This is a genomic window from Terriglobus roseus DSM 18391 (assembly GCF_000265425.1).
Classification (GTDB): domain Bacteria; phylum Acidobacteriota; class Terriglobia; order Terriglobales; family Acidobacteriaceae; genus Terriglobus; species Terriglobus roseus.
Genome location: NC_018014.1, coordinates 4,087,345 through 4,109,433 on the forward strand (window position 1 = coordinate 4,087,345; position 22,089 = coordinate 4,109,433).

The window sequence follows — 22,089 nt, forward strand, 5'->3', positions numbered from 1 at the left end:
TGATATACGCTGTCGTCGAAAACCTACATAACAAAGACGGCCCGCGCAAAGCGCGGGCCGTCTCTCGGAACCACTACTTACTTACAACCCAAAGCAATAAACATTCCCGTCATAACTACTCATATAAACCTTGCCATTCGCAACGGTAATCCCGGTGAAGTGGTTAAAGCTGGTAATGATCTCCTTCGAAGACCAAAGCTCCTTGCCCGTCTCCGCATCCAGCGCGAACACTGTCACATGGTTTGAAAGAGCAGCACGGTTCGATGAGTCAAAGTTCAGACCGATGTCCGGCCAGACCTGCTGCGTGTCATCGCCGCTGCCCCAGGTATAAACCACACCATTGGCAACGATCGGCGGCTCACCGCGGAACATATCCCGCGACACCCACACCGGCTCATAAGCAGGCTTGCCGTCCTTCTCGATCAGCTTGAATGCCGCCACGCCACCTTCCTTGGTTGCAGGCGCGTTCTCAATCGGGAACTTGATCCCCGAATGCTTCGGTCCCCAGAACGGCACCAGCACCCAGCGAGTTCCCTTTGCATCCAGGTAAGACGACACAGCGCCCCAGCTACCCGCACTGGCAAAGTCGACTGCCTCGTTACAGATCAGCGGGGTCTTCAGCAGCGGCTCATGGTGATCCGGTCCGCCCATGTTCGCAGGGTCCAGCAGGTACAGGCGGCACTCCTTGCCGGAAGCAGCCATGTACTCCTTGCCCTTGAACATAAAGCTCGTCGGCGTGTTGTTCGGATCCAGATCGCGGCGACGCAGCCAGTCCCAGTTCGGCGGCGTGAACCAGTCCTTCACCTGCCACGCGCCGTCCTTCAACTCAAAACCAACAACCGAATTGCCAAGCACCAGATTGTTCGGCTTGCTCGGGTCATAGATGCCGTCGCCCGTCGTCGTCCACACCACACCGTCCGACGTAATCACCGGTCCACGGCGACCCCACAGACCACCACCACCGCCAAAGCCCTTCGACGGAATGACCTTGCCCGTCGCCAGCTCAACCGAGTAGATACCACCACGTCCCGCGTAGACGATGCTGTTGTTCCAAAGCTGCAGCGCAAACTTCGAGGTCGCGCCGGTCTTGATCTCCGGCTTCAGATCCTCGCCCGTCACGTCGCTCAGAACATGCAGGTTCCCACCGCCGTCCAGCACATAGATCGGCCGCACACCCTTGGCATCCGGCTCACCGATCACAGGCACGTCCGTGCTGCCACCCGGATTCAGGAAGTTGTAGTGACGCGTGTCCGTCGGCAGCACCTGCGCGGGACGAGCCGGTGCACCGTCCGGCGGACGTGCGGGCGGAGGCACTTCGTACTTGAACTGCTTCTGCCACGCGATCGTGCCGCTCTTTGCGTCGAACGCATACAGCGTGTCGCCTACGCCAAGGATGTACACCATCTCCTTGGGGCCGCTGGGCGTCGGCACATTCTGCACCACCAACGGATCCATCAGCGTATGCAGGCCATGTGGATAGACGTCCGTCTTCGTCTTCCACAGCAGCTTCATATTGCCGACGTTGCTCTTGTTCAGGGTCTTCTCGTCCTTGTTCCAGCCGCTCCGCTGCACGTCTCCACCGGAGGTGAGCCAGTTGCCGTTCTGCGCGACGGCCGCGCTGGAAAACAGTGCCAGGCCGCTGCAGAACAGGGCTGCGCTGGCCAGGGCAGACAACGTCTTCTGTGTCGAAAGCTTCCGCATGAATTACTTCTCCTCGGGGATGCCGTACTGGTACAGCGTGTTGTCGTGCGTAACGAAGTAGGCGTGGCCGTTCGCAAAGGCAAGCGGCTGCGAGGAGTAGGTGGCCGCAGGCGCGCTGCTATACAGCGCCTTGCCCGTAGCAGCATCCAGCAGGTGCAGAACAGCAGGCTTCGTGCCCTTGGCAGACCAGCCCGAGGCCAGTCCGTAGACCACGCCCGCTGCAACGATCGGTCCGGAAGCGCCGACCATATCCGGCGAGCTCCATGCCGGAACCAGCTTAGGACGTCCGCCCGTAAAGTCGATCTTGAAAGCCACAATCCCGCCGTTCGCAGTCGCACCATTCGCGCCCGCAAACTTCGCTGCGACCGGTCCGCGAACCGCCGCAAACAGCCAGCGCGTGTTGCCATGCTCGGAATCGGCAAACGTAGCAAACGTGCCGAAGATCCCACTGCTACCCGAAGCATCCGGAGCAACGATCACATCCGTGGAAGCCAGCGGCGTGTGATGATCGCTACCGCCCAGTGCCGTCGAATCCAGCAGGTAGATCTTGCCGTTGCGATCGCCCGCAACCACATAGTCCTTGCCACCCTCGGCAAACACAGCAGGCGTCACGCCCGCCGCGCCAGCCTTGTAAGCAGGCTCCTTGTCGCTCGGCGTGAAGTAGTCCTTCACTGTCAGCGTCTTCGCATCCAGCTTCAGCACAGTGTCGTTGTAAGCACCGGCAACATCGCCCTTACCTTCGGGCACCATACCCACGACAAAATCATTCTTCGTCCCGATCGCCGTGCTGCCCGCGCCCGCAAAACCCGCACCATTCGTCATGAAGCTGACAACGCTGCCCCACACCGCCGGTGACTTGAACGGCTTGTTCGGCTCGTTCTCCGTCTCGGGCGCCTTGAAGTTCGCTGCATACAGTCCATTCCCAGCGCCGCCGCAGTTATTGATCGTCGCAGCGAAGAGCGTGCCGTCACCCGAGATATTCAATGCCGGAACATTGCTAGCCGCCGGCACCAGTTTCTGTCCCGGAACATACGTCGGATCGCCATCCTGCTGCCGCAACGGCATCAGGATCCCGTCGCCATTCAGCACGTAGGTCACGGCAACCGTACCGCGACCGAAGCCGCCGCCACCAAACCGTCCCACCGTGCTGCCACCTGCAAGAAGTGGCGGAGCCGTCATCCCACCCGGGCACATGGCCGAACTCTTAGCCGTTCCCTTCGCAGGCACCGTAACATGCTTGAAGTCGTAAGCCAGATCGGCATCCGTAACCCAAACATCGCCGGCCGACGAACCCGTCCACAGCAACTCATGGAACCCGGTAATGCCGATAATCCGCTCAAGGTCGATCGTGGAGGTGACAACACCCTTCGTCTCAAACTTGTGCTTGTAAAGCTGCTTGACGTCCTTGGCGTTCGCCGCGCTTATGTGCGTTTCCGGGTTGACATAGCCATCCCGCTGCGGATTGCCGCCAACGCTGGGCCAGTTGGCAGCCCAGACACAGGCGCAGGATCCGGCCGCCACACATAGCGACCACAACACTCTCTTCTGCATGCAGATGACCTCTCTCGTACCGCAAGTAAATTCAGTTCAGGAACAGCCCTCTGAGACGTCTCATAAGTGCCCGTTCCATCCATCCGACAGCTTGTTTTGCGGCCCAATTTACCCTAAATTCCGGGAATCTGGACGCCCCTGCCGCTCGTTTGGAAGCGCACTACTTATCCCATTGGCGGCAAACGATTGTCAAGCAATTCAATCCACGCAATCCCGCACCCTCACGAGGACGCAACCAAAGCCAAAGAAGTTCCAACCCGACCAACATTTCCCCAATAAACGAAGCAATCAGCGAGACGTATCATCAAAGCGATGCACACCCTCCTCCTCATCGACACCTGCGGTACCGGCGGCGGCATCGCCGTAGCCACCGTCGATGACGCAGCCGCAACCATCCTCGCGCAACGCGATCTCCCCGGCCGCGAAACACAAGAACTACTAATGTCCGCCCTCTCGGAAGTCCTCGCTCAAGCCCCAGTAAAACCAGCCAATCTCGACGCGATCGCCGTAGTCAGCGGCCCTGGCTCCTTCACCGGCGTACGCATCGGCCTGGCCGCCGCGAAAGGTCTCGCGCAAGCCCTCGACAAGCCGCTCATCGCCATCAGCCGTCTCGCCATACTCGCCGCGCAAGCGCCTGTGAACAACGGCGTTCAGGCCTGGATCGATGCCGGGCGCGGTGACATCTTCCGTGGTCGCTACCACAATGGAACCTGTCTCGAAGAGGCCATGATCTCCGGAGACACTGCCCTCGCCGAGATCGCTGACGAGCCCGTCATCGTCATGGAAGACCGCCTCGCAACGCTCCACCCAGCCGCAATCCTGATCCCACCCGTAGGAGTGCAGCAGGCTCTGCCGCTCGCCGCAGCCATGCTCCTCCGGGGCCACTTCGCAGACACTGCACTGCTCGACGCCAACTACCTCCGCATCCCGGACGCCGAACTCCATCGACTGCGCGCAGCAGCCCTCTCCTCATGATCAGTATTCGACCGGCTACGCCCGCAGACGTCCCGGCGATTCAGCGCATCACCACTGCCAGTCCAACCGCACCGCACTGGACGACCGAACAGTTCCGCGACTCCATCGCTGCCCCAACCACCGACTCCGTGCAGCGAATCGTCCTGATCGCAGAAGGTGACGAATCCCGTGTCGAGTTGGAGATCGACGGCTTCGCAGTCGTCTCTGCGCTTGTATCCATCTACCCCATCGAAGCCGAACTGGAGAGCATCGCAGTTGATCCAAATCATCGCGGCCGCGGCACCGGCGCAGCCCTGCTTCAGGCCGTAGAAGACTGGCTGGCTGCCCTGCCTAGCTCCGGCGACGCTGGGACTACCCTGCGACTGGAAGTGCGGACTTCCAATCTTCCCGCCATCCGGCTCTATCGCCGCAGCGGCTTCGCCGACGTCGCCATCCGGCCCGGGTATTACGCAAACCCACTGGAAGACGCGATTTACATGGAAAAGCAGATTGCACCCGCTATGGCACGAACATCTGACGGATTAATGCACTCAAAGGCTCCGTCTGCGCCCTGATGTTGAACCTGAGCGGACACCGAAAGCGGTATGATTACCGCTGTATGGTTCGTGACGGATACTTTTACGCTCTTGGCTTGCTCGTGGTTGCCGGTCTTCTGTGGCAACTAACCGGGTCAAAGGGCATCGGCGTGGTCCCGCTCATTTTGGCGGTCTTCTTTCTGTGGTTCTTCCGCGATCCGTCGCGCCGCATCCCCTCCGGGCCCGGCGAGATCGTCTCGCCCGGCGATGGTAAGGTCACTGAAGCAGAGTGGATCGAGACGCCGGACGGCAGCCGTCTCCGCATCAGCATCTTCCTCAGCGTCTTCGACGTGCATGTGAACCGCTCGCCCATCGAGGGCACGGTGACCGCCGTCAACCATAAGGAAGGCCTCTTCCTGAACGCGATGCGCGCGGACAGTAATGTGCTGAACGAGCAGAATGTCGTCGTGATCGAACACGGCGATTGCTCCATCCAGGTCAAGCAGATCGCGGGCCTTCTGGCACGCCGCATCGTCTGCACCGTGAAGGTGGGCGACCATCTGCAGCGCGGACAGCGCTTCGGCCTCATCAAGTTTGGATCGCGCGTCGATGTCCTGATGCCTGCAGACGCTAACCTCCGCGTTCGCCGCGGTGACCGCGTCCGTGGCGGTAGTTCCATCCTTGCAGTCGTTCCCACCCACTCCGCCTGCGACGACGGATCTTCGGTCGCAGCCACTGAGGTCTAGCGTGGGCGACACCACTGTGCGGCCACGCAAGCGACCGCGCCGCGGACTCTATGTCCTGCCCTCCATCTTCACCGGTGGCAACATCGCGCTGGGCTTCTACGCAATCGCGCAGAGCATGCAGGCATCTGCCGCAGACCACGCGCCGTTTGACCGGGCTGCACTTGCCATCATGTTCGCGCTGCCCTTCGACGCCCTGGACGGTCGAATTGCACGCATGACCAACACCGAGAGTGACTTTGGCCGCGAGCTCGATTCGCTCGCTGACGTCATCACCTTTGGCGTCGCTCCCGCCATCCTCGCGTACACCTGGGGCTTCCGCCTGCTGCCACCGCTGGCGAACGTATCACTGCATCACCGCATCATCGAGTTCGGCCTGGTCGCGGCCTTCCTCTTTCTGATCTGCGGTGCATGCCGGCTCGCGCGCTTCAACGTCACGCTGAACCCTAAGCCCAGCAACCCTGGCCGGCCCGGCCGCCGCTACTTCGTCGGCATGCCCATCCCAGCAGCGGCAGGCGTCATCAGCAGCGTGGTTCATTGCTTCAATGGGTCTCCGATCTACAATCCATGGATTGCACTTGTCTGGCTGGCGCTGCTGCTCTTCACAGGATTCCTGATGGTCAGCCGCTGGCGCTTCTGGAGCGGCAAAGAGATCACGCTGGTCGACAAACAGCCGACACGTATTCTCGTCTTGCTTGTACTGCTCGGCGTTCTCTTGACGGAATTCTCAGAGTATCTGTTGATCTCCATGGCACTGGCCTATATGGTCAGCGGCATGGGCGCTCGTCTGTTGTACGCCGCGCAGTCCCGGCGCGCACGGCGCCTCGGCATGCCGTTGCCCAACGCTACACAAGGCTAGCTCACCACCGTGCAGTCGTAACCTTGCATCAGCCACGACCCTACCGCATCAGATGAGAGCTATGAAAAAGATTCAATACCGCATTGCCGTGGTCGGCGCGTCCTCCCTGCTGGGCAAGGAGATCGGCGACGAGATCGCTGAAAGTCCGTTGGCCGCAGCCAACACCATCCTTCTGGACACGGAAGAGGCCGGCGGAACGTTGGAAGCCATCGGCGACGAAGCCGCCTTCCTGCAGACGCTGGAGCCGGCCTCGCTTGAGAATCTGGATGTTGCGATCTTCGCCGACGCAAAGATGCTCAAGGAGTACGGCCAGACCGCGCGCGCTTTGGGCGCCTCTGTCGTCGACGTGACCGGCTCCGACTTCGATTCGACCGCCCCAGTCCGCTCACCGCTGGTCGGCGACGCCGCTCCGCTGGACCTGGAAGCGAACTCCGTACGTGTCGCACACCCGGTCGCAACAATGCTCGCGCTCGTTCTCGGACTTGCCGGTAGAGCGGGCGACTTACGCAGTGCCGCAGCCACCGTCCTGCAGCCTGCCAGCGAAAATGGCCGCGCCGCTCTCGACGAACTGCAGCAGCAGAGCATCAATCTGCTCAGCTTTCAGGCAGTTCCTACGGAAGAGTTCGACGCACAGGTCGCCTTCAACTTGTTGCCCACGCTAGGCGAGGCCGCGCGCAATCCGCTTGCGCTCAGTGAAGAACGTATCCGGCGCGATCTCCGCGGGCTGGTTTCGACACTGCCGCAGCCCTTACTGCAGTTGATCCAGGCTCCCGTCTTTCACGGCTTCGGCGTCTCCCTGTTCCTTGAGTTCGATCAGCCGCTGACGCCCGGCGCCCTGCAGGCCGCGCTCTCGTCCGAGTACATCGATATCGCGGGCGAAGAGCCGCCCAGCAACATCAGCAGCGCCGGTCAGGGTCGCGTCCTGCTGCAGGTAAAGCCCTCACCAGACAATGCACGCTATGCGATCTGGATGACCGCAGACAATCTGAAGCTGACGGCGCGGACTGCAGTCGCATGCGCGCTGGAATTGACTCGCCTGAAACCCTTGGGCACCGTCCAGTAACCATCGCCCGTAACGCAACAAAGGGATCCGCCTTTCTGTCAGCATCAACGATGCCGACGAGAAGCGGATCCCTGTCGCATGGCTGCACGATAAACGGGATCGGTGGTTAGTCCGAGGGCCTAGTAGGTGCCGAACGGATGGGCATAGCCCGGGTGGTAAAGGGCCAGCAGCGCTACGGCGCCGACACCAAAGGCGATCACCAACACCTGCCAGTTACGCTCAATCCAGGGCTGCTCAACTTCATGGCTCATCGCAAGAATCTCCTCATCAACATCGTAAACGACAGCGGTGGATCCCCTGTACGAAGATCGGCCTAACGTTTCGGCGAGGCGTACTTCTTCGTATCCACTGGCGTGTTGTACCGAACGTTCCGGTAGAACGCCGTGCGGGTATCTCCTTCTGGCGTGTACGTGACCTGCTTCAACGGGATGTCGCGGGATGTGTCGATCCACATCGTGATGTGGCTGAACGTCTGAGCCGTCTCCGCGTCCTTGGGTACCAGGTCAAGCTTGGCCGTGGTCACACCGTCGACGGGCTCCATACCCTGCAACGCGACGGTGTACGACTTCTCAATGTCTTTGCCGCTGCCGCCAAAACCAAGAGCCAGGAAGCTCTCGACACGCGAACGGTTCTCGCCCGCGTTGAACCCCGTCACCTTCTTCGCGACGGCGTCGTACATATCACCCTTGCCGTTCGCAAAGTGGATGTACTTGGTGGGAGCCGCGCCCTGCTTCTGAGCCAGCGTGATGCCAACCTCAATCGTGCCGCCCTTGCGAAGGAAGTACGTCTGACCGTACTGCGAGGTCGTTTCCTTCACGATCTTCTCGTAGTTGTCCCACTGCAGGTCTGCCTCGGCGGACTGGAACTTTACCGAAGAAGTGTCAAGCTGACGCAAGACCTTGTCCAGTACGGGATCAGTCGCGGCGTGTGCGGCCACCGTGGTCGCGGACAAAAAAAGTGCGGCAATCGTCATTCGTGCAAATCGGTTCATGGTGTTCCTGAAGGCCTCGCATGTTTAGACACAAAGATGCGCCAGTAGGTGCGCTGACTCTGCGCGAATAAACCTACCGGTGCGCCCAGACGCGATAGGCCTGCACCGATCCGTCGGTTCCACGGATCGTCTCGTACCGTTCCACCAGCACGTCGCCCGCGATCGGTTCAATCAGCCGGCGCAGAGCGCGGCGCGTACGCTGTTCCGGATCGGAGCCGCCAACCTTCTTCAAGCTCTGATCTACGTCCGTCTGCTTTACCTGGTAGATCAGTTCGCCCGCGCCGTTGTTCTCGACGACGATCTGCGAGGGCAGGTTGTAGACAGGCTTATCGCGGAAGTTGATAAACCGCGGCGAAACGAAGATGAAGAGCAGCACCATCGTCACCATGACGTCATAGTGGAACGAGCCGCGCTCGTAGCTCCAGAAAAGATAGTTGCGAACGATCTTGAACATTGTCTTTTAAAGTCCTGCCTTGCCCGTGGCCAGCGAACCCTTGCCCGAAGCGAGCGGGTGTTGCTGACCGATCGTGGTCTGACCGCCCATATACGGCACCAGTGCTTCCGGCACACGAATGGACCCATCGGCCTGCTGATAGTTCTCAAGGATCGCCAGGTAGGTGCGGCCTACGGCCAGACCGGAGCCGTTCAGTGTGTGCACAAACTCCGTCTTCTTCGCGCCCGCAGGCTTGAAGCGGATATTCGCACGCCGTGCCTGGAAGCTGCCGAAGTTGGAGCACGAACTGATCTCGCGATAGAGCTCCTGCCCCGGCAGCCACACCTCAAGGTCGTACGTCTTCTGCGAAGCAAAGCCCATGTCGCCGGTGCATAGCAGCATGCGGCGATACGGCAGGCCAAGCGTCTCCAGGACGGTCTCCGCGTGCCGCGTCAGCGTCTCATGCTCTTCCGCGCTCTTGTCCGGCGTGGTGAACTTCACAAGCTCCACCTTCTGAAACTGGTGCTGGCGAATCATGCCGCGAACGTCCCGGCCATAGCTGCCGGCCTCACTGCGGAAGCAAGGCGTGTAAGCGCACAGGCTGATGGTCGGATCGCAATCGATCGTCTCGTCGCGGAACAGATTCGTTACCGGAACCTCCGCCGTTGGAATCAGCCAGTGATCGTTCTCCTGCAACTCACCGGGAACGTATGCGCCCTTGTCGTCGCAATGGAACAGATCTTCCGCGAACTTCGGCAACTGACCCGTTCCAAAGAGCGACTTTGAGTTGACCATGTACGGCGGCAGCACTTCCGTGTAACCGTGCTTGCCGGTATGCAGGTCGATCATGAAGTTCGCCAGAGCCCGTTCCAGCCGCGCACCTGCGCCAATCTGAACGACAAAGCGCGATCCGCTGATCTTCGCGGCACGATTGAAATCCAGAATGCCGAGCGCTTCGCCCAACTCCCAGTGCGGCTTCGCCTTGAAATCAAACTTCGGGACCTCGCCCCACGTCTTTTCCGTGGAGTTGCCATGCTCGTCGCGGCCTTCCGGCACGCTGGCATCGGGCAGATTCGGGATTGCCTCAAGGATCGTGCGCAACTTCAGATCATGCGCGGCGGCACTCTCTTCCAGCGCCTCAGTCTCCTCGCGAAGCGTGCGGACTTCTTCCGTCAGCGCGTCGGCGTCACCGCCCGTGCGCTTCAGCTTGCCGATTTCTTCCGACAGGCGATTGCGCCGCGCCTTAAACGTTTCCAGGCTGGTGATCGCCTCACGGCGGGCCGCATCAATATCGGCAAAGTTGCCCAACAGGGCAGCGGGGTCGGCGTTACGCCGGCGAAGTGCGGCTTCCACCTCCGGGAGATTGCCCCGGACGTATGCGAGATCGAGCATCCGTCTATGGTATCGGGTTTGGCGGTGGCGCGGAAAATCATCGGCCTGATACGTTCCTTCCGCGCGTCCGAATTAGCATGGGCGTATGCTCCTGCGCCGTCTTGCTGCTGCCGCCGTCTCTGCCGCCCTGTGCCTGTCCACCGCTGCGCCTGCCCGCGCGGCGGCCTATGACGGCTCGCCAAAGCTCGTCATCGAACTGGTCTTCGACCAGTTCCGCGGTGACTACCTGGATCGCTTCCGAGCCGACTTCAAAGCGAAGAACGGCTGGAACCTCTTCCTGAAGCAGGGCGCTCACTACACCGACTGCTACTACGACTACGCCAACCTGGTCACGGGCCCCGGCCACTCCACCATCGGGACCGGAGCGTACACGGACGGCCACGGCGTGCCCGTGAATGACTGGTATGAAAAGGGTCCGGACGGCAAGCTGCGCTATGTGCAGTCCATCGATGACGACCGCTACACCATCGTGGGTCAGCCGGCGGGAGCCAAAGTTTCGCCGGGAGCCTCGCCGCACTACGAGGTCGCCTCCACCCTGGGCGACGAACTCGTACTGGCGACAAGCGGCAAGGCGCGCGTCTTCGGCGTTTCGCTGAAGGATCGCGCAGCCATCCTGACCAGCGGTCACGCGACCAAAGGCGCCTTCTGGACCGACCATGAGAGCGGTCGCTGGATCACCTCAACCTATTGGCAGAAGCAGCTGCCCGCGTGGGTAGAGGCGTTTAACAGCGGCGATGCCGTGGCGAAGGCGCGGGCTGCTTCGAAGATCCCGGAAGGCAGCTTCTACGAAAAAGTGGGTGCGACGCAGGCCGGTGTGGCCTATCAGCTCGACTTTGCGAAGGCGCTGATCCAGAACGAACACCTGGGTCACAACGAGGCCGGAGTGACCGACCTCATCACGATCTCCGTCTCGTCGACAGACATCATGGGCCACCGCGTCGGGCCGGACGATCCCCAGCAGCGCGCCCTGATCGACGCCTCTGACATTGAACTTGACCGCTTCTTCACGTGGATCGACAGCACCATCGGCCTGAAGAATGTCGTGGTCTCCATGACGGGCGACCATGGTGTTGCGCCCAGCGTGAATGCAGCCGTGGCCATGGGCATGCCAGCCCACGGTGTACCGACGCGGCCCATGTGGGACTACGTCGAGAAGGCGTTGCAGGCAAAGTTCAAGCCTAAGGGCAATGTGAAATACGTCCTCGGCGGTGAATCGCCATGGCTGCAGATTGACCCGGAGCCCTTTCAGGCCCAGGGGATCTCTGAGCAGCAGGCAGAAGATGCGACGGCAGACGCTGTCCGCGACTACTTCGCCAGTCTGCCGGCCTCCACGACAGCCCAGACCGGCGCGCCGGCTGGCCGTCTGCCGGAGCCTTTGCGTGTGCAATTCGTCTACACCGCAAGCCAGCTGCGCAACGGACAGGTGCCCGATACGGATCAGGGTCGCCGCGAACTGCACAGCTACTCCCCCGCCATCCGCTGGGCAGTGCACATGAACTTTGGCGCCTATCAGTACTACGGCTCAGAGATGGGAACGACCCACTACTCCGCGAACTCCTATGACCGGCACGTGCCGCTCGACTTCTTCGGTGCCGCCTTTCAGCCCGGGACCTATCACAACCAGGTCGAGCCGGTAGATATCGCCGCAACCTTCGCATCGTTGCTCCGGGTCAACCGGCCCTCTGCAGCGGTGGGTCATGTGCGCCTGGAGGCTCTGAAGCCAGAAGTGACCTCGATGACCGGAACGGTGAAGCGCAAGTGAGCAAGCCGGATATGCGGGTCAAAATCGCCGGCGTCGAACTCCGCTCGCCCGTCATTGCGGCGAGCGGTACCTTCGCCTATGGCGTGGAGTTCGAGGAGATCCTCTCCACCGACCGCATCGGCGCGTTCGTCACCAAGGGCCTGTCCTTGCACCCCATGGACGGCAACAAGGCACCGCGCATCATCGAGACTACCGGCGGCATGATGAACGCTATCGGCCTGCAGAACATCGGTGTCGACGCATTCATCGCAGACAAACTGCCCGGCATCCGCAAGATGCGTGGCAGCGTCTGCATCGCGAACGTCTTCGGCTACAGCATCGAAGACTGCATCGGCGTCATCGAGCGGCTGAACAAGGCCGAAGGCCTTGTCATGTACGAGCTGAACGCAAGCTGCCCCAACACCAAGCACGGCGGCATGGTCTTCGGCACCGATCCTGAGTCGCTGGGCGAACTCGTCTCGCGCTGCAAGGCCGTCAGCAAGCGGCCGCTTCTGGTGAAGCTATCGCCCAACGTTACGAACATCGGCGGCATGGCACGCGTTGCGGAAGCCGCAGGCGCCGACGCCGTCTCGCTGGTAAACACCTTCCTTTCGCTCGCCATCGACACGGAGACGCGCAAACCGCGCATCGCCAACATCACCGGCGGCCTAAGCGGTCCTGCCATCAAACCCATCGCGGTACGTATGGTTTGGGATGTTGCCCGCTCCGTCAACATCCCCATCATCGGCATGGGCGGCATCGCAAAGGCTGAAGACGCCGTGGAGTTCCTGCTGGCGGGCGCAACCGCCGTCGAAGTCGGCACCGCAAGCTACGCCGATCCTCGCGCCGCAGAGAAGATCGCCAACAACCTCGAGCGCTGGTGCATAAGCCACGATGTCGCGAAAGTGGCTGATCTCACAGGCGGTTTGCGGCTGTAAGAGCGCGCATTGCGCTAGACTTTGGACATGACGGTCGAGGATAAAATCCACGCACACGCAGAAGAGATCGAGCATCTGCGTGTCAAGTCAGGCGCGTTGAGCATTTCTGCATATGTGCGGAACGTCAAAGATCAGGTAGAACCCGTTTTTGTCGTGGACTTCGACACCTCGAAGCTCTCCGGATATTCCGATCGATATTTCGAAATGATGTTCGGTCTGCAGCGCATCTTCCTCCGTCCTGTCGACTTGTGGGAGAAACACATGTTCGAGGAACAGTCTCGAATGCATGACCTACGGCAAGTCTCTTTGAGCGTCTTCCGTGCCACAGCGTGATCCGCAGGAGTGGCTGCACGATATCGTCCGGTACGGCAACCTGGTCCAGGCATTAGTTCAGGATGGCGGACTGGATGCACTCCGCGCTTCGGACGAACGCCTTCTGGCAATCGAACGTGGGTTGCAGATTGTGACCGAAGCGTTCACGCAAGCGCTGAAACAAGACCCCAACCTTGCTTGGCGGATCACTGACTCCGCGAAGATTATCGCGTTCCGTCATCTGCTTACGCACCATTACTACAAGACCTCCCTGTTCCTTCTTTGGGACATAGCAACAGTTAACCTGCCCGTGCTCGCGCAACAGATTTCCATGTTGCTGGAGCCGCAAGCTTTCGGAGAAGAACGTGCCAGCGAATAAGATCACCCGTGCCCTTTTAAGCGTCACCGATAAGTCAGGCCTCCTCGAATTCGCCAAGCGCCTCAGCGCCCTGGGCGTAGAACTCGTCTCCACCGGCGGCACCGCAAAGATGCTGCGCGATGGCGGCCTCGCCGTCCGTGACATCAGCGACCTCACCGGCTTCCCCGAGATGCTTGACGGCCGTGTGAAGACCCTGCACCCCAAGGTCCACGGTGGCATCCTGCACATCCGCGACAACGCCGAGCACGTCGCTGCCGTCACCGAGCACGCCATCCAGCCCATCGACATGGTCGTTGTGAACCTTTACGCCTTCGAAAAGACCGCGTCGAAGCCCGGCGTCGCCTTCGCCGACATCATCGAGAACATCGACATCGGCGGCCCCAGCATGGTCCGCAGCGCCGCCAAGAACTTCAACGACGTCGCCATCGTCACCGCTGCGGCCGACTACGAAGCCATCGCCGATGAGATGGAAGCCAACGGCGCCTCGCTCTCGCTGGCAACGCGCTGGCGCCTCGCCAAGGCTGCCTTCGCGACCACCGCCGCGTATGACACCGCCATCTCCAATGCGCTCGAAACACTCTCCGAGCCGGACGGCACGCACACCCAGCCCGCCACCGTCGACGAGGCTGCCGTGCCCCAGGCGCTGCGCCTGAACCTGCCGCTGAAGGGCACCCTCCGCTACGGCGAGAACCCACACCAGGCTGCAGCCATCTACACCGACGGAACGACCAAGGGCATCGCCAACGCCACGCAGCTCCAGGGCAAGGAGCTCTCCTTCAACAATCTGGTCGATCTGGACGCGTGCTGGGAGCTGGCCAGCGAGTTCACTGAACCCGCCTGCGCCATCATCAAGCACACCAACCCCTGCGGCGCAGCCACCGGCAAATCACTGGTCGATGCCTACCTGAGCGCCCTGGAATCGGATCCCATCTCAGCCTTCGGCGGCGTCATCGGCCTGAACCGTGAGCTGGACGGCGCCACCGCGGAAGAGATCGGCAAGCTTTTCGTCGAAGCCATCGTCGCCCCTTCCTTCAGCCCCGCAGCGCTCGAAGCGCTCGCCAAAAAGAAGAACCTCCGCCTGCTCCAGATCGATCCAGCCCACCCGAAAAAGGCTCTGAAGCAGATCAGCGGCGGCATGCTGATGCAGGATGCTGACCGCGGATCACTCGCATCGGTCGAACTGAAGGTAGTCACCAAGCGCCAGCCCACACCGGAAGAACTTACCGCGCTGCGCTTCGCCTGGACCGTAACAAAGCACGTCAAGTCAAACGCGATCGTCTACGCTCGCGCCGCAACTGCCGCGGATGGAACAGTCTTCGGCCAGACGGTCGGCATCGGCGCAGGCCAGATGAGCCGTGTGGACGCCGCCCGTTTCGGCGCCATGAAGGCCGTTCTGCCGCTCGACGGCACCGTCGCCGGCTCCGACGCCTTCTTCCCCTTCCCGGACGGCCTGGAAACCGTGGCGCAGGCCGGAGCGACGGCCATCGTCCAACCCGGAGGCTCCGTCCGCGACGCGGAGGTCATCGAAGCCGCCGATCGCTTAGGGATTGCCATGGTATTCACAGGAATGCGACACTTTCGACACGGATAAAATGCTGTTCTCCGCAGAACGGCATCCCCCTGCGCCCCATGTTCGTCTAACCTGAAGCACACCTCTTTGCAAGCCTGGTCGCGCAAGCGAGCGGACACCGGGCAGAAGGATTGGTTCTTCTGATGATTGGTCCGCAGAACGCTGTCAGCGTTTCCTCCCTCCGTACCCTGCTTGCAGCGGTAGCGCTCTGCGCTGCCGCACCGCTCATCGCCCAGAAAAACGTGCCCACGGCTCTGCCTCCGCAGACCGTGGCACCGTCTTCCACGGGCAGCAGCGCCGCTTACTATCACTACGGCCTGGCGCATATCTATGAGGACCTCGCGACCACGCAGGGCCGCAGCGACTACGCCACACAGGCCATCGAGCAGTACAAGCTGGCTCTGGACGCTGATCCAAAGTCCACCTTCCTGCAGGACGGCCTGGCTGACCTCTACTTCAAGCTGGGCCGCATCCGCGAGGCTGTCGAGGTTGCGCAGGACCAGGTCAAGAAGAATCCGCAGGATATCGAAGCGCACCGGCTTCTCGGCCGCGTCTACTACCGCTCGCTGGGCGATGCCCAGGGCACGGCGCAGTCGCAGATGGTGCAGCTTGCCACCGCAGAGTACGAAACCCTCGTCAAGCTTGAGCCGAATGTCGCAGAGAATCACCTGCTGCTGGGTCAGCTCTACGAGGTCAGCCACGAGTCTGCAAAGGCCGAGGCACAGTTCAAAGCAGCCCAAGGCCTGGACAACGGCAGTGAAGAATCACTGCTGAACCTCGCACGGCTATACAGCGAGCAGGGCGACACCCAGCGCGTCATCAACACGCTGACTGCCCTGCCCGAGGGCGATCGTTCCGTCCGCATCGAGCTCGCCATCGGCGCCAGCTACGATCAGCTCCATAAGCCGAAGGAGGCTGCCGCGGCCTACCAGCGCGCTCTGGACATCGAGGGCGAAAACACCGACGCGCAGCGTGGCCTCGCAAACGCTCTACTCGCCAGCGACCGCATGGATGACGCGCTGAAGATCTATAACGCCATCGTCGCCGCGGAGCCACAGGACGCACAGAGCTACATCAAGATCTCCGAAATCCAACGCCGCCAGGGCCACTACGACCTAGCACTCGCAACGCTGAAGAAAGCGAAGGCGATGGTGCCCGACTCTGAAGAGCTGGTCTTCAATGAAGCACTGCTCTACGACGCGTTGGGCCGATACACAGACGCCGAAAACTCGCTCAAGGGAGTGCTGACCGCCACCGCAAAGGCACCGGAAGCCTACACCGACGCCGAGCGCAACAATCGCGCCATCTTCCTCGATCGCCTGGCGCTGCTCTATCGCGAGGAGAACAAGATCACGGAAGCCGTCGACGTCTACAAGCAGATGGCATCGCTTGGCGGCGAAATGAAGATGCGTGGCATCGGCGGTGAAGTGGACGCACTCCGCGATGCGCATGAGTGGGATAAAGCAGCCGCCGTGGCCGCGGCAGCCGCGAAGGAATCCCCAAACGATCGCGAGGCACAGATCCTGTACGCAGGCCAGCTCGCCGACACCGGCAAGGCAGAAGAGGGCCTTACCCTGCTGAAGAAGCAACTCAACGGTAAGGCCGAAGATCGCGTCACCTACCTCACGCTGGCACAAGCCTTGATCCGCCTGCACCGCTACGATGAAGCCAACGCGGCTCTCGACAAGGCAGAGGTCTTCTCGCAAAAGAACGAAGACAAGGTCTACCTGTATTTCCTGCGCGGCACCATCGATGACAAGCAGGGCAAGAAGGACGAGTCCGAAACCTGGCTACGCAAGGTTCTGACCATAGACCCCAACAATGCCCAGACACTTAACTACCTCGCGTACATGTTTGCCGAGCGCGGCGTGAAGCTGCCGGAAGCTCTCGCCATGGTAAAGAAGGCCGTGGAGCTCGATCCGCAGAACTACGCCTACCTCGACTCGATGGGCTGGGTCTACTTCAAGATGGGCGAGTATGCCCTCTCCGAAGATCAGTTGCAGAAGGCAGTTGCCCGCAACGCCACGGACCCCACCGTCCACGACCACCTGGGTCAGGCCCTGGAGAAGCAGGGCAAACTGAAGCTGGCCGTCGCCCAGTGGGAGCGCGCGCTGACCGAATACAGCCGCTCCCTGCCGGCCGACATTGAACCGGATGATGTCAGCAAGTTACATAAGCGTCTCGACACGGCCAAGGTGAAGCTCGCGAAGAACGCAGCCTCTGTGAAGGTGACTCCGTAAGCGCGTCCGCTCCAACGCTAAGGGCATCGGACCTGCGCGCACTCAGCGTGCAAGGCGTGGAGGAGCACACCCTCTCCACGCGCGTTTGGAGCGAGCCCGCCGGCCGCACCACCATCGAGAACGACCCACGCAAACCCGCCTTCGCACGAGACCGCGAACGCATCGTGCAGGCGCGCGCTTTTCGGCGCCTCGCGGGCAAGACGCAGGTCTTCACCAGCCGTGAATCCGATCACTTCCGCTCACGCCTCACCCACACCATTGAGGTCGCACAGATCGCCCGCGAGGTCGCACGAGCACTGTGCCTGAATGAAGAGCTCGTCGAAGCACTCGCACTCGTGCACGACATCGGGCACCCACCTTTCGGCCACGCAGGCGAACGCGCCCTCGACAAATGCCTCCAGGCACACGGCCTGCGCTTCGATCACAACCTGCATGCCCTTCGCATCGTGGAGCACTTCGAAGACTGGTACGCCGCCCACCGCGGCCTGAACCTGACACTCGGCGTGCGCGAAGGCATCGTGAAGCACTCGCGCGACTACAGCTCCAGCGATCACCCGCTGCTCGCACCCTACTTCCTCGACCAGCGGCCACCGCTGGAGGCACAGCTCATCGACCTGGCGGATGAGATCGCCTACCTCACCGCCGACCTTGATGACGGCGTGGAGTCCGGCCTCCTTGAGATCGACCACATCTGCGCCAACATCACCATCATGGGCCGCGCTTACGAGCAGGTGGAGCGTGATCATCCCGGCGTAGAACCCAAGTTTCTCTTCCATGAAGCGCTGCAGGTCATGCAGACCGAGCTGACGGAAGACCTGATCACCAACACGGTCCGCAACGTCCGCGAGCACAACCTGCTCTCCCTCGCCGGTGTGCGCGCCTGCCCGCACCGCGTCGCGACCTTCTCGCCTGTCTACGAAGCGCAGCGCCGCGAGGAGAAGGCTTACCTCTTCCGCGTGCTGTACACCTGCGACTTTCTCGAGGCTGAGCACGACAAGGCAGAGAACGTGGTCACCACACTCTTTAACCACTACATGCGTTCGCCGGAGCATCTGCCTGCGGGCTACATCGAAGAGAGCGCAACCGACGGCCTGCCGCGTGTCATCGCCGACTACATCGCCGGTATGACCGACAACTACATCCTGCAGCAGTTCTGGGTCGCATCGAAGCTGCTCCGCTAACGAGCGAGACATCGGCTTCAGAATCAACCTGCAGTGTTCCAAGCAGATAGTCGTGACATCGACTGCACGCTCCCGTTATGCTTGCGAACTAAGCATGAGACTTCCCTTTTCGCTCGCCGTGGTCCTCCTCGGGCCCGTCTCCCTTGTCGCACAGGCTGTGCCGCACGCAACGGTGCTGCACGCTGCTCGTATGCTCGACGCAGCCGCCGGCAAGACGATCTCGCCGGGCGAAGTCCTTGTGGAGGGCAATCGCATCCGCGAAGCCGGCGCGCACGTCGCACGCCCCGCCGGCGCTGAGGTCATCGATCTGGGTGACGCCACGCTGATGCCCGGCCTCATCGACGCACATACCCACCTCTTCCTGCACGTGGGCAACGAAGCCGGCCAGACCGTGGATGAGTCCGTCCCGCAACGCACACTCATCGCCGCCGACGCCGCCAAAGCCGACCTGATGGCAGGCTTCACCGCCGAGCGCGACATGGGCAGCGAGGGCGCTGGATGCGCCGACGTAGCCGTACGCAACGCCATCAACAGCGGCCTGATCCCCGGCCCGCGCATGCGCGTCTCGTGCAATGCCGTCGACATCACCGGCGGCCATGAAGACAACAGCGGCAAGAATCCCGAGCAGCACCTGATGAGCAACGCCGACCGTGCCGATACCGCGGACGACCTCATCCGCGTCATGCGCGAGCAGCACAAGCAGGGCGCCGACTTCACCAAGATCTACGAAACTGGGCCGGACCGTCTGCGCGACCGTGTCTTCAACACACCCTTCCAGTACACACAGTCGGACTTGGCAGCAGCCGTCGCCGAGGCAAAGCGCACCGGCTCACGAGTGGCCGTCCACGCTACCGGCGAACCCGGCACAGGCTACGCTGTCGCAGCAGGCGTCGTCTCCGTCGACCACGCCGATAACCTGTCCCCGACCACGATGAAGCTGATGAAGGAGCGCGGCATCTTCGCGGTGCCCACCTTCACCATCGGCCAGTACTTCGCCGACCACGCCGAGACGCCGGCCTCGTCCGCACGCCGCCACGAGACCGAAGCCTTCCACGCCGCTGAGTTCAAAAAGCAGTTAGCAGCAGGAGTTCCCTTTGCCGTCGGCTCCGACGTGGGCCCCTTTCCGCACGGCACCCAGGCGCATGAGATGGTGCTGATGCACCAGTACGGCATGTCCGCTGCCGACGTGCTGCGCGCGGACGTGATCAACGGGGCCAAGCTGCTGGACTGGGAGAACGAGATCGGCCAGCTACGCGCAGGCTTCCTCGCCGACATCGTCGCAGTGCCCGGCAATCCGCTGGAAGACATCGGCGTCGTCGAGCGCGTCTCCTTCGTCATGAAAGACGGCACCGTGGTGCGTCGCTGATGAGGACGGATCGTTGAAGCTCATACCGGTGCCGATACGGCACCTCTACCATCAGATCTCAGGCTTAGGGCTCGCCAGCGAAAGGCGTCGCGTCTGCACCGGCTGCCGCGGCGTGCGCTTCGAACGCGTGCCACGCATCGGCCTTGTCCAGGCACAGATACTGCCCTTCTTCAACCTCTACCCATGGCGCTGCGTACTCTGCAACCGAGTCATCTACCGCACCCTGCGCACCAATGAACAGGATCCGGGAAACCGTTTCTAGAACCCACGGTGAGATGGGATCCCACATCTCACCGTCGAGACGTGGGATCCCGAGAAACTTACCCTGCCCGCTCCGCCAGCTCTTCCCAACGAACGTACATATCCAGCACCGCAGCCTGGGCATCCTGCTGCTCCGTCATGGCACGCTGCAGAGCCGTCGCATCGCTCGCAATCTTGGGATCCGCAAGCGCTTCGTCGGCCTTCGCCACGCGAGCCTCAGCCTCTGCAATGCGAGCTTCCAGCGTGTTCCATTCGCGCTGCTCGTTGTAGCTCAGTTTCTTCTTCGCGGTCCCATCGCCAGCAGCGCCCGCCGCTGCCGAAGCTGCAGCAGCCTTCGACTTCGCCGTGGGCACCGGTGCTTCCGACTCGCGCATCCAGTCTTCCCACTGCGCAAAGTCCGCAAACTTCTCCGCGCGTCCCTTGCCATCCAGACCAAGCACGGTCGTGCTGACACGGTTCAGCATGTAGCGGTCGTGCGTCACCAGGATCAGAGCGCCCGGATATTCCAGCAGGCTCTCTTCCAGGATCTCCAGCGTCGGAATATCCAGATCGTTCGTCGGCTCATCCAGCAGCAGCAGATCGGCAGGCTGCAACATCAGCCGCGCAATCAGCACACGAGCACGCTCGCCACCGCTCAATCGCTCCACCGGCTGGTTCAGCTGCTCCCCGGTAAACAGGAAGCGAGCAGCCCAGCTCGCCACATGGACCTCGCGTCCATTGTGCACAACCGCATCGCCCTCAGGAGCCAGTGCCCGGCGCAACGTCAGCGATGTGTCGATCTCACGCGCCTGCGAGAAGTACACAATGCGCAGCATATTCGCCGTCTTCACGGTGCCGCGTGTCGGCTTCAGCTCGCCGGTCAGCAGGCGCAGCAGCGTCGTCTTGCCGCTACCGTTCGGTCCCACCAGGCCAACACGCGTTCCCGCGCTGATCACGTAGTCCAGCTTGTCCAACAGCGTGCGTCCGCCCAGGTCCAGCCCCGCGCCCTCAAGCTCCACCAGTCGCTTCGTCTGGCGCTCGGTCGCATTGAACTCCAGCCCCGCGCTTGACTTCGCCGTCCGCTGATTCACATCGGCCAGTTCGCCGATCATCTCGTGCGCACGGTCGATGCGCGCCTTGCTCTTCGTCGTGCGCGCCTTGGGTCCACGGCGCAGCCACTCAATCTCGGTCTTGACCTCGTTCTTCAGGCTCTGCTGCTGCCGGGACTGCGCCTCAAGAAACAGTTCGCGATCTTCAAGGAACTTTGAGTAAGTCCCCTTCACCCGCAACACACCGCCCGGGTAGACGCGGTTCAGCTCGACAATCTCATTTGCCGCCGCTTCCAGGAAGTAGCGATCGTGCGAGACCACAACACAGGCGCAGCCGATACCGGCGAGCAGTTCCTCGAGCCACTCGATGCCACCCAAGTCCAGATGATTCGTAGGCTCGTCAAGCAGCAGCACATCCGGCTGGGAGATGACGCCTTCCACAATCGCCAGGCGCTTGCGCCAGCCACCGGAAAGACTCGTCGCAATGGCATGTTCGTCTGGAAATCCGGTGCGCCCGACGGTCTCGCGGATGCGTTGCTCGCGCTCGTTCTCAGGCACATTCGCGATGTCCAGAGCTCGCTCCAGCACCTCGCGCACGGTCGCGCCCTTGGGAAACTCGGACGTCTGCAAAATCGTGACGACACGCGCCCGCTTGCGGACGGAGACCTCACCGGTATCAGAATCCTCAGTACCGGAGAGGATGCTCAGCAGCGTCGACTTGCCCGCTCCATTCGGCCCCACCAGACCAATGCGATCGCCGTCGGCAACGACGAGGGAAACGTCCTGAAACAGGACCTTGGCGCCGTAGCGCTTACTGACTGACTGCGCGTTAAGAATCGGCGGCATCCGC

The 22,089-nt window shown here is 61.7% G+C and carries 21 protein-coding genes; 14 read left to right on the plus strand and 7 right to left on the minus strand.

The window, feature by feature from the left end; all coding sequences use genetic code 11:
* Positions 1–81: 81 nt before the first annotated feature.
* Positions 82–1,701, minus strand: coding sequence for a PQQ-binding-like beta-propeller repeat protein (locus TERRO_RS16750; protein WP_014786883.1), 1,620 nt, complete (start codon positions 1,699–1,701; stop codon positions 82–84).
* A 3-nt stretch (positions 1,702–1,704) separates the two neighbouring features.
* A complete protein-coding gene (locus TERRO_RS16755; protein WP_014786884.1) occupies positions 1,705–3,252 on the minus strand; it encodes a PQQ-binding-like beta-propeller repeat protein in 1,548 nt (515 codons plus the stop codon).
* A gap of 312 nt (positions 3,253–3,564) precedes the next feature.
* Here TERRO_RS16755 and tsaB point away from each other — a divergent pair, with 312 nt between their 5' ends.
* From tsaB to TERRO_RS16780, 5 genes are all read left to right on the plus strand, one after another.
* Positions 3,565–4,227: a tRNA (adenosine(37)-N6)-threonylcarbamoyltransferase complex dimerization subunit type 1 TsaB gene (gene tsaB / locus TERRO_RS22310; RefSeq protein WP_014786885.1), complete on the plus strand. Its 663-nt coding sequence runs from the start codon at positions 3,565–3,567 to the stop codon at positions 4,225–4,227.
* Positions 4,224–4,781, plus strand: a complete 558-nt coding sequence (locus tag TERRO_RS22315; protein WP_014786886.1) for a GNAT family N-acetyltransferase — start codon at positions 4,224–4,226, stop codon at positions 4,779–4,781. The genes tsaB and TERRO_RS22315 overlap by 4 nt, the downstream gene beginning before the upstream one ends.
* Positions 4,782–4,825: 44 nt before the next feature.
* Positions 4,826–5,488, plus strand: a complete 663-nt coding sequence (locus TERRO_RS16770; protein WP_041592684.1) for a phosphatidylserine decarboxylase — start codon at positions 4,826–4,828, stop codon at positions 5,486–5,488.
* 1 nt (position 5,489) lies between these two features.
* On the plus strand, positions 5,490–6,344 hold the full coding sequence (pssA, locus tag TERRO_RS16775; RefSeq protein WP_014786888.1) for a CDP-diacylglycerol--serine O-phosphatidyltransferase: 855 nt from the start codon (positions 5,490–5,492) through the stop codon (positions 6,342–6,344).
* Positions 6,345–6,405: 61 nt separating this feature from the next.
* Positions 6,406–7,407, plus strand: a complete 1,002-nt coding sequence (locus TERRO_RS16780) for an Asd/ArgC dimerization domain-containing protein (protein WP_014786889.1) — start codon at positions 6,406–6,408, stop codon at positions 7,405–7,407.
* 119 nt (positions 7,408–7,526) lie between these two features.
* Here TERRO_RS16780 and TERRO_RS23840 read toward each other — a convergent pair whose 3' ends face one another.
* From TERRO_RS23840 to serS, 4 genes are all read right to left on the minus strand, one after another.
* Positions 7,527–7,658 (minus strand): hypothetical protein, encoded by a 132-nt coding sequence (locus TERRO_RS23840; RefSeq protein WP_014786890.1) that lies wholly within the window; start codon positions 7,656–7,658, stop codon positions 7,527–7,529.
* Between the two features lie 62 nt (positions 7,659–7,720).
* A complete protein-coding gene (locus TERRO_RS16785; RefSeq protein WP_014786891.1) occupies positions 7,721–8,398 on the minus strand; it encodes a LolA family protein in 678 nt (225 codons plus the stop codon).
* A 73-nt stretch (positions 8,399–8,471) separates the two neighbouring features.
* Positions 8,472–8,852, minus strand: coding sequence for a hypothetical protein (locus tag TERRO_RS16790; RefSeq protein WP_014786892.1), 381 nt, complete (start codon positions 8,850–8,852; stop codon positions 8,472–8,474).
* Positions 8,853–8,858: 6 nt separating this feature from the next.
* Positions 8,859–10,223 carry a serine--tRNA ligase gene (gene serS / locus TERRO_RS16795; RefSeq protein ID WP_014786893.1) on the minus strand — a complete coding sequence of 455 codons (1,365 nt, stop codon included), beginning with the start codon at positions 10,221–10,223 and terminating at the stop codon, positions 8,859–8,861.
* A gap of 85 nt (positions 10,224–10,308) precedes the next feature.
* Here serS and TERRO_RS16800 point away from each other — a divergent pair, with 85 nt between their 5' ends.
* The 9 genes from TERRO_RS16800 (at position 10,309) to TERRO_RS23285 (ending at position 20,212) form a co-directional block, all read left to right on the plus strand.
* Positions 10,309–11,985: an alkaline phosphatase family protein gene (locus TERRO_RS16800; protein WP_014786894.1), complete on the plus strand. Its 1,677-nt coding sequence runs from the start codon at positions 10,309–10,311 to the stop codon at positions 11,983–11,985.
* A gap of 11 nt (positions 11,986–11,996) precedes the next feature.
* Entirely contained in the window at positions 11,997–12,902 is a 906-nt protein-coding gene (locus TERRO_RS16805; RefSeq protein ID WP_014786895.1) for a dihydroorotate dehydrogenase, read from the plus strand.
* A 27-nt stretch (positions 12,903–12,929) separates the two neighbouring features.
* Positions 12,930–13,235, plus strand: a complete 306-nt coding sequence (locus TERRO_RS16810) for a hypothetical protein (RefSeq protein WP_014786896.1) — start codon at positions 12,930–12,932, stop codon at positions 13,233–13,235.
* A complete protein-coding gene (locus TERRO_RS16815; RefSeq protein ID WP_014786897.1) occupies positions 13,222–13,593 on the plus strand; it encodes a HepT-like ribonuclease domain-containing protein in 372 nt (123 codons plus the stop codon). The genes TERRO_RS16810 and TERRO_RS16815 overlap by 14 nt, the downstream gene beginning before the upstream one ends.
* Positions 13,580–15,184, plus strand: a complete 1,605-nt coding sequence (purH, locus tag TERRO_RS16820) for a bifunctional phosphoribosylaminoimidazolecarboxamide formyltransferase/IMP cyclohydrolase (protein WP_014786898.1) — start codon at positions 13,580–13,582, stop codon at positions 15,182–15,184. The genes TERRO_RS16815 and purH overlap by 14 nt, the downstream gene beginning before the upstream one ends.
* A 122-nt stretch (positions 15,185–15,306) precedes the next feature.
* A complete protein-coding gene (locus tag TERRO_RS16825; protein WP_014786899.1) occupies positions 15,307–17,403 on the plus strand; it encodes a tetratricopeptide repeat protein in 2,097 nt (698 codons plus the stop codon).
* A 56-nt stretch (positions 17,404–17,459) separates the two neighbouring features.
* A complete protein-coding gene (gene dgt / locus TERRO_RS16830; RefSeq protein ID WP_245536134.1) occupies positions 17,460–18,584 on the plus strand; it encodes a dGTP triphosphohydrolase in 1,125 nt (374 codons plus the stop codon).
* 94 nt (positions 18,585–18,678) lie between these two features.
* A complete protein-coding gene (locus TERRO_RS16835; protein ID WP_014786901.1) occupies positions 18,679–19,950 on the plus strand; it encodes a metal-dependent hydrolase family protein in 1,272 nt (423 codons plus the stop codon).
* A gap of 13 nt (positions 19,951–19,963) precedes the next feature.
* Positions 19,964–20,212, plus strand: coding sequence for a hypothetical protein (locus tag TERRO_RS23285; RefSeq protein WP_014786902.1), 249 nt, complete (start codon positions 19,964–19,966; stop codon positions 20,210–20,212).
* A gap of 58 nt (positions 20,213–20,270) precedes the next feature.
* Here TERRO_RS23285 and TERRO_RS16845 read toward each other — a convergent pair whose 3' ends face one another.
* On the minus strand, positions 20,271–22,085 hold the full coding sequence (locus TERRO_RS16845) for an ABC-F family ATP-binding cassette domain-containing protein (RefSeq protein WP_014786903.1): 1,815 nt from the start codon (positions 22,083–22,085) through the stop codon (positions 20,271–20,273).
* Positions 22,086–22,089: the final 4 nt, after the last annotated feature.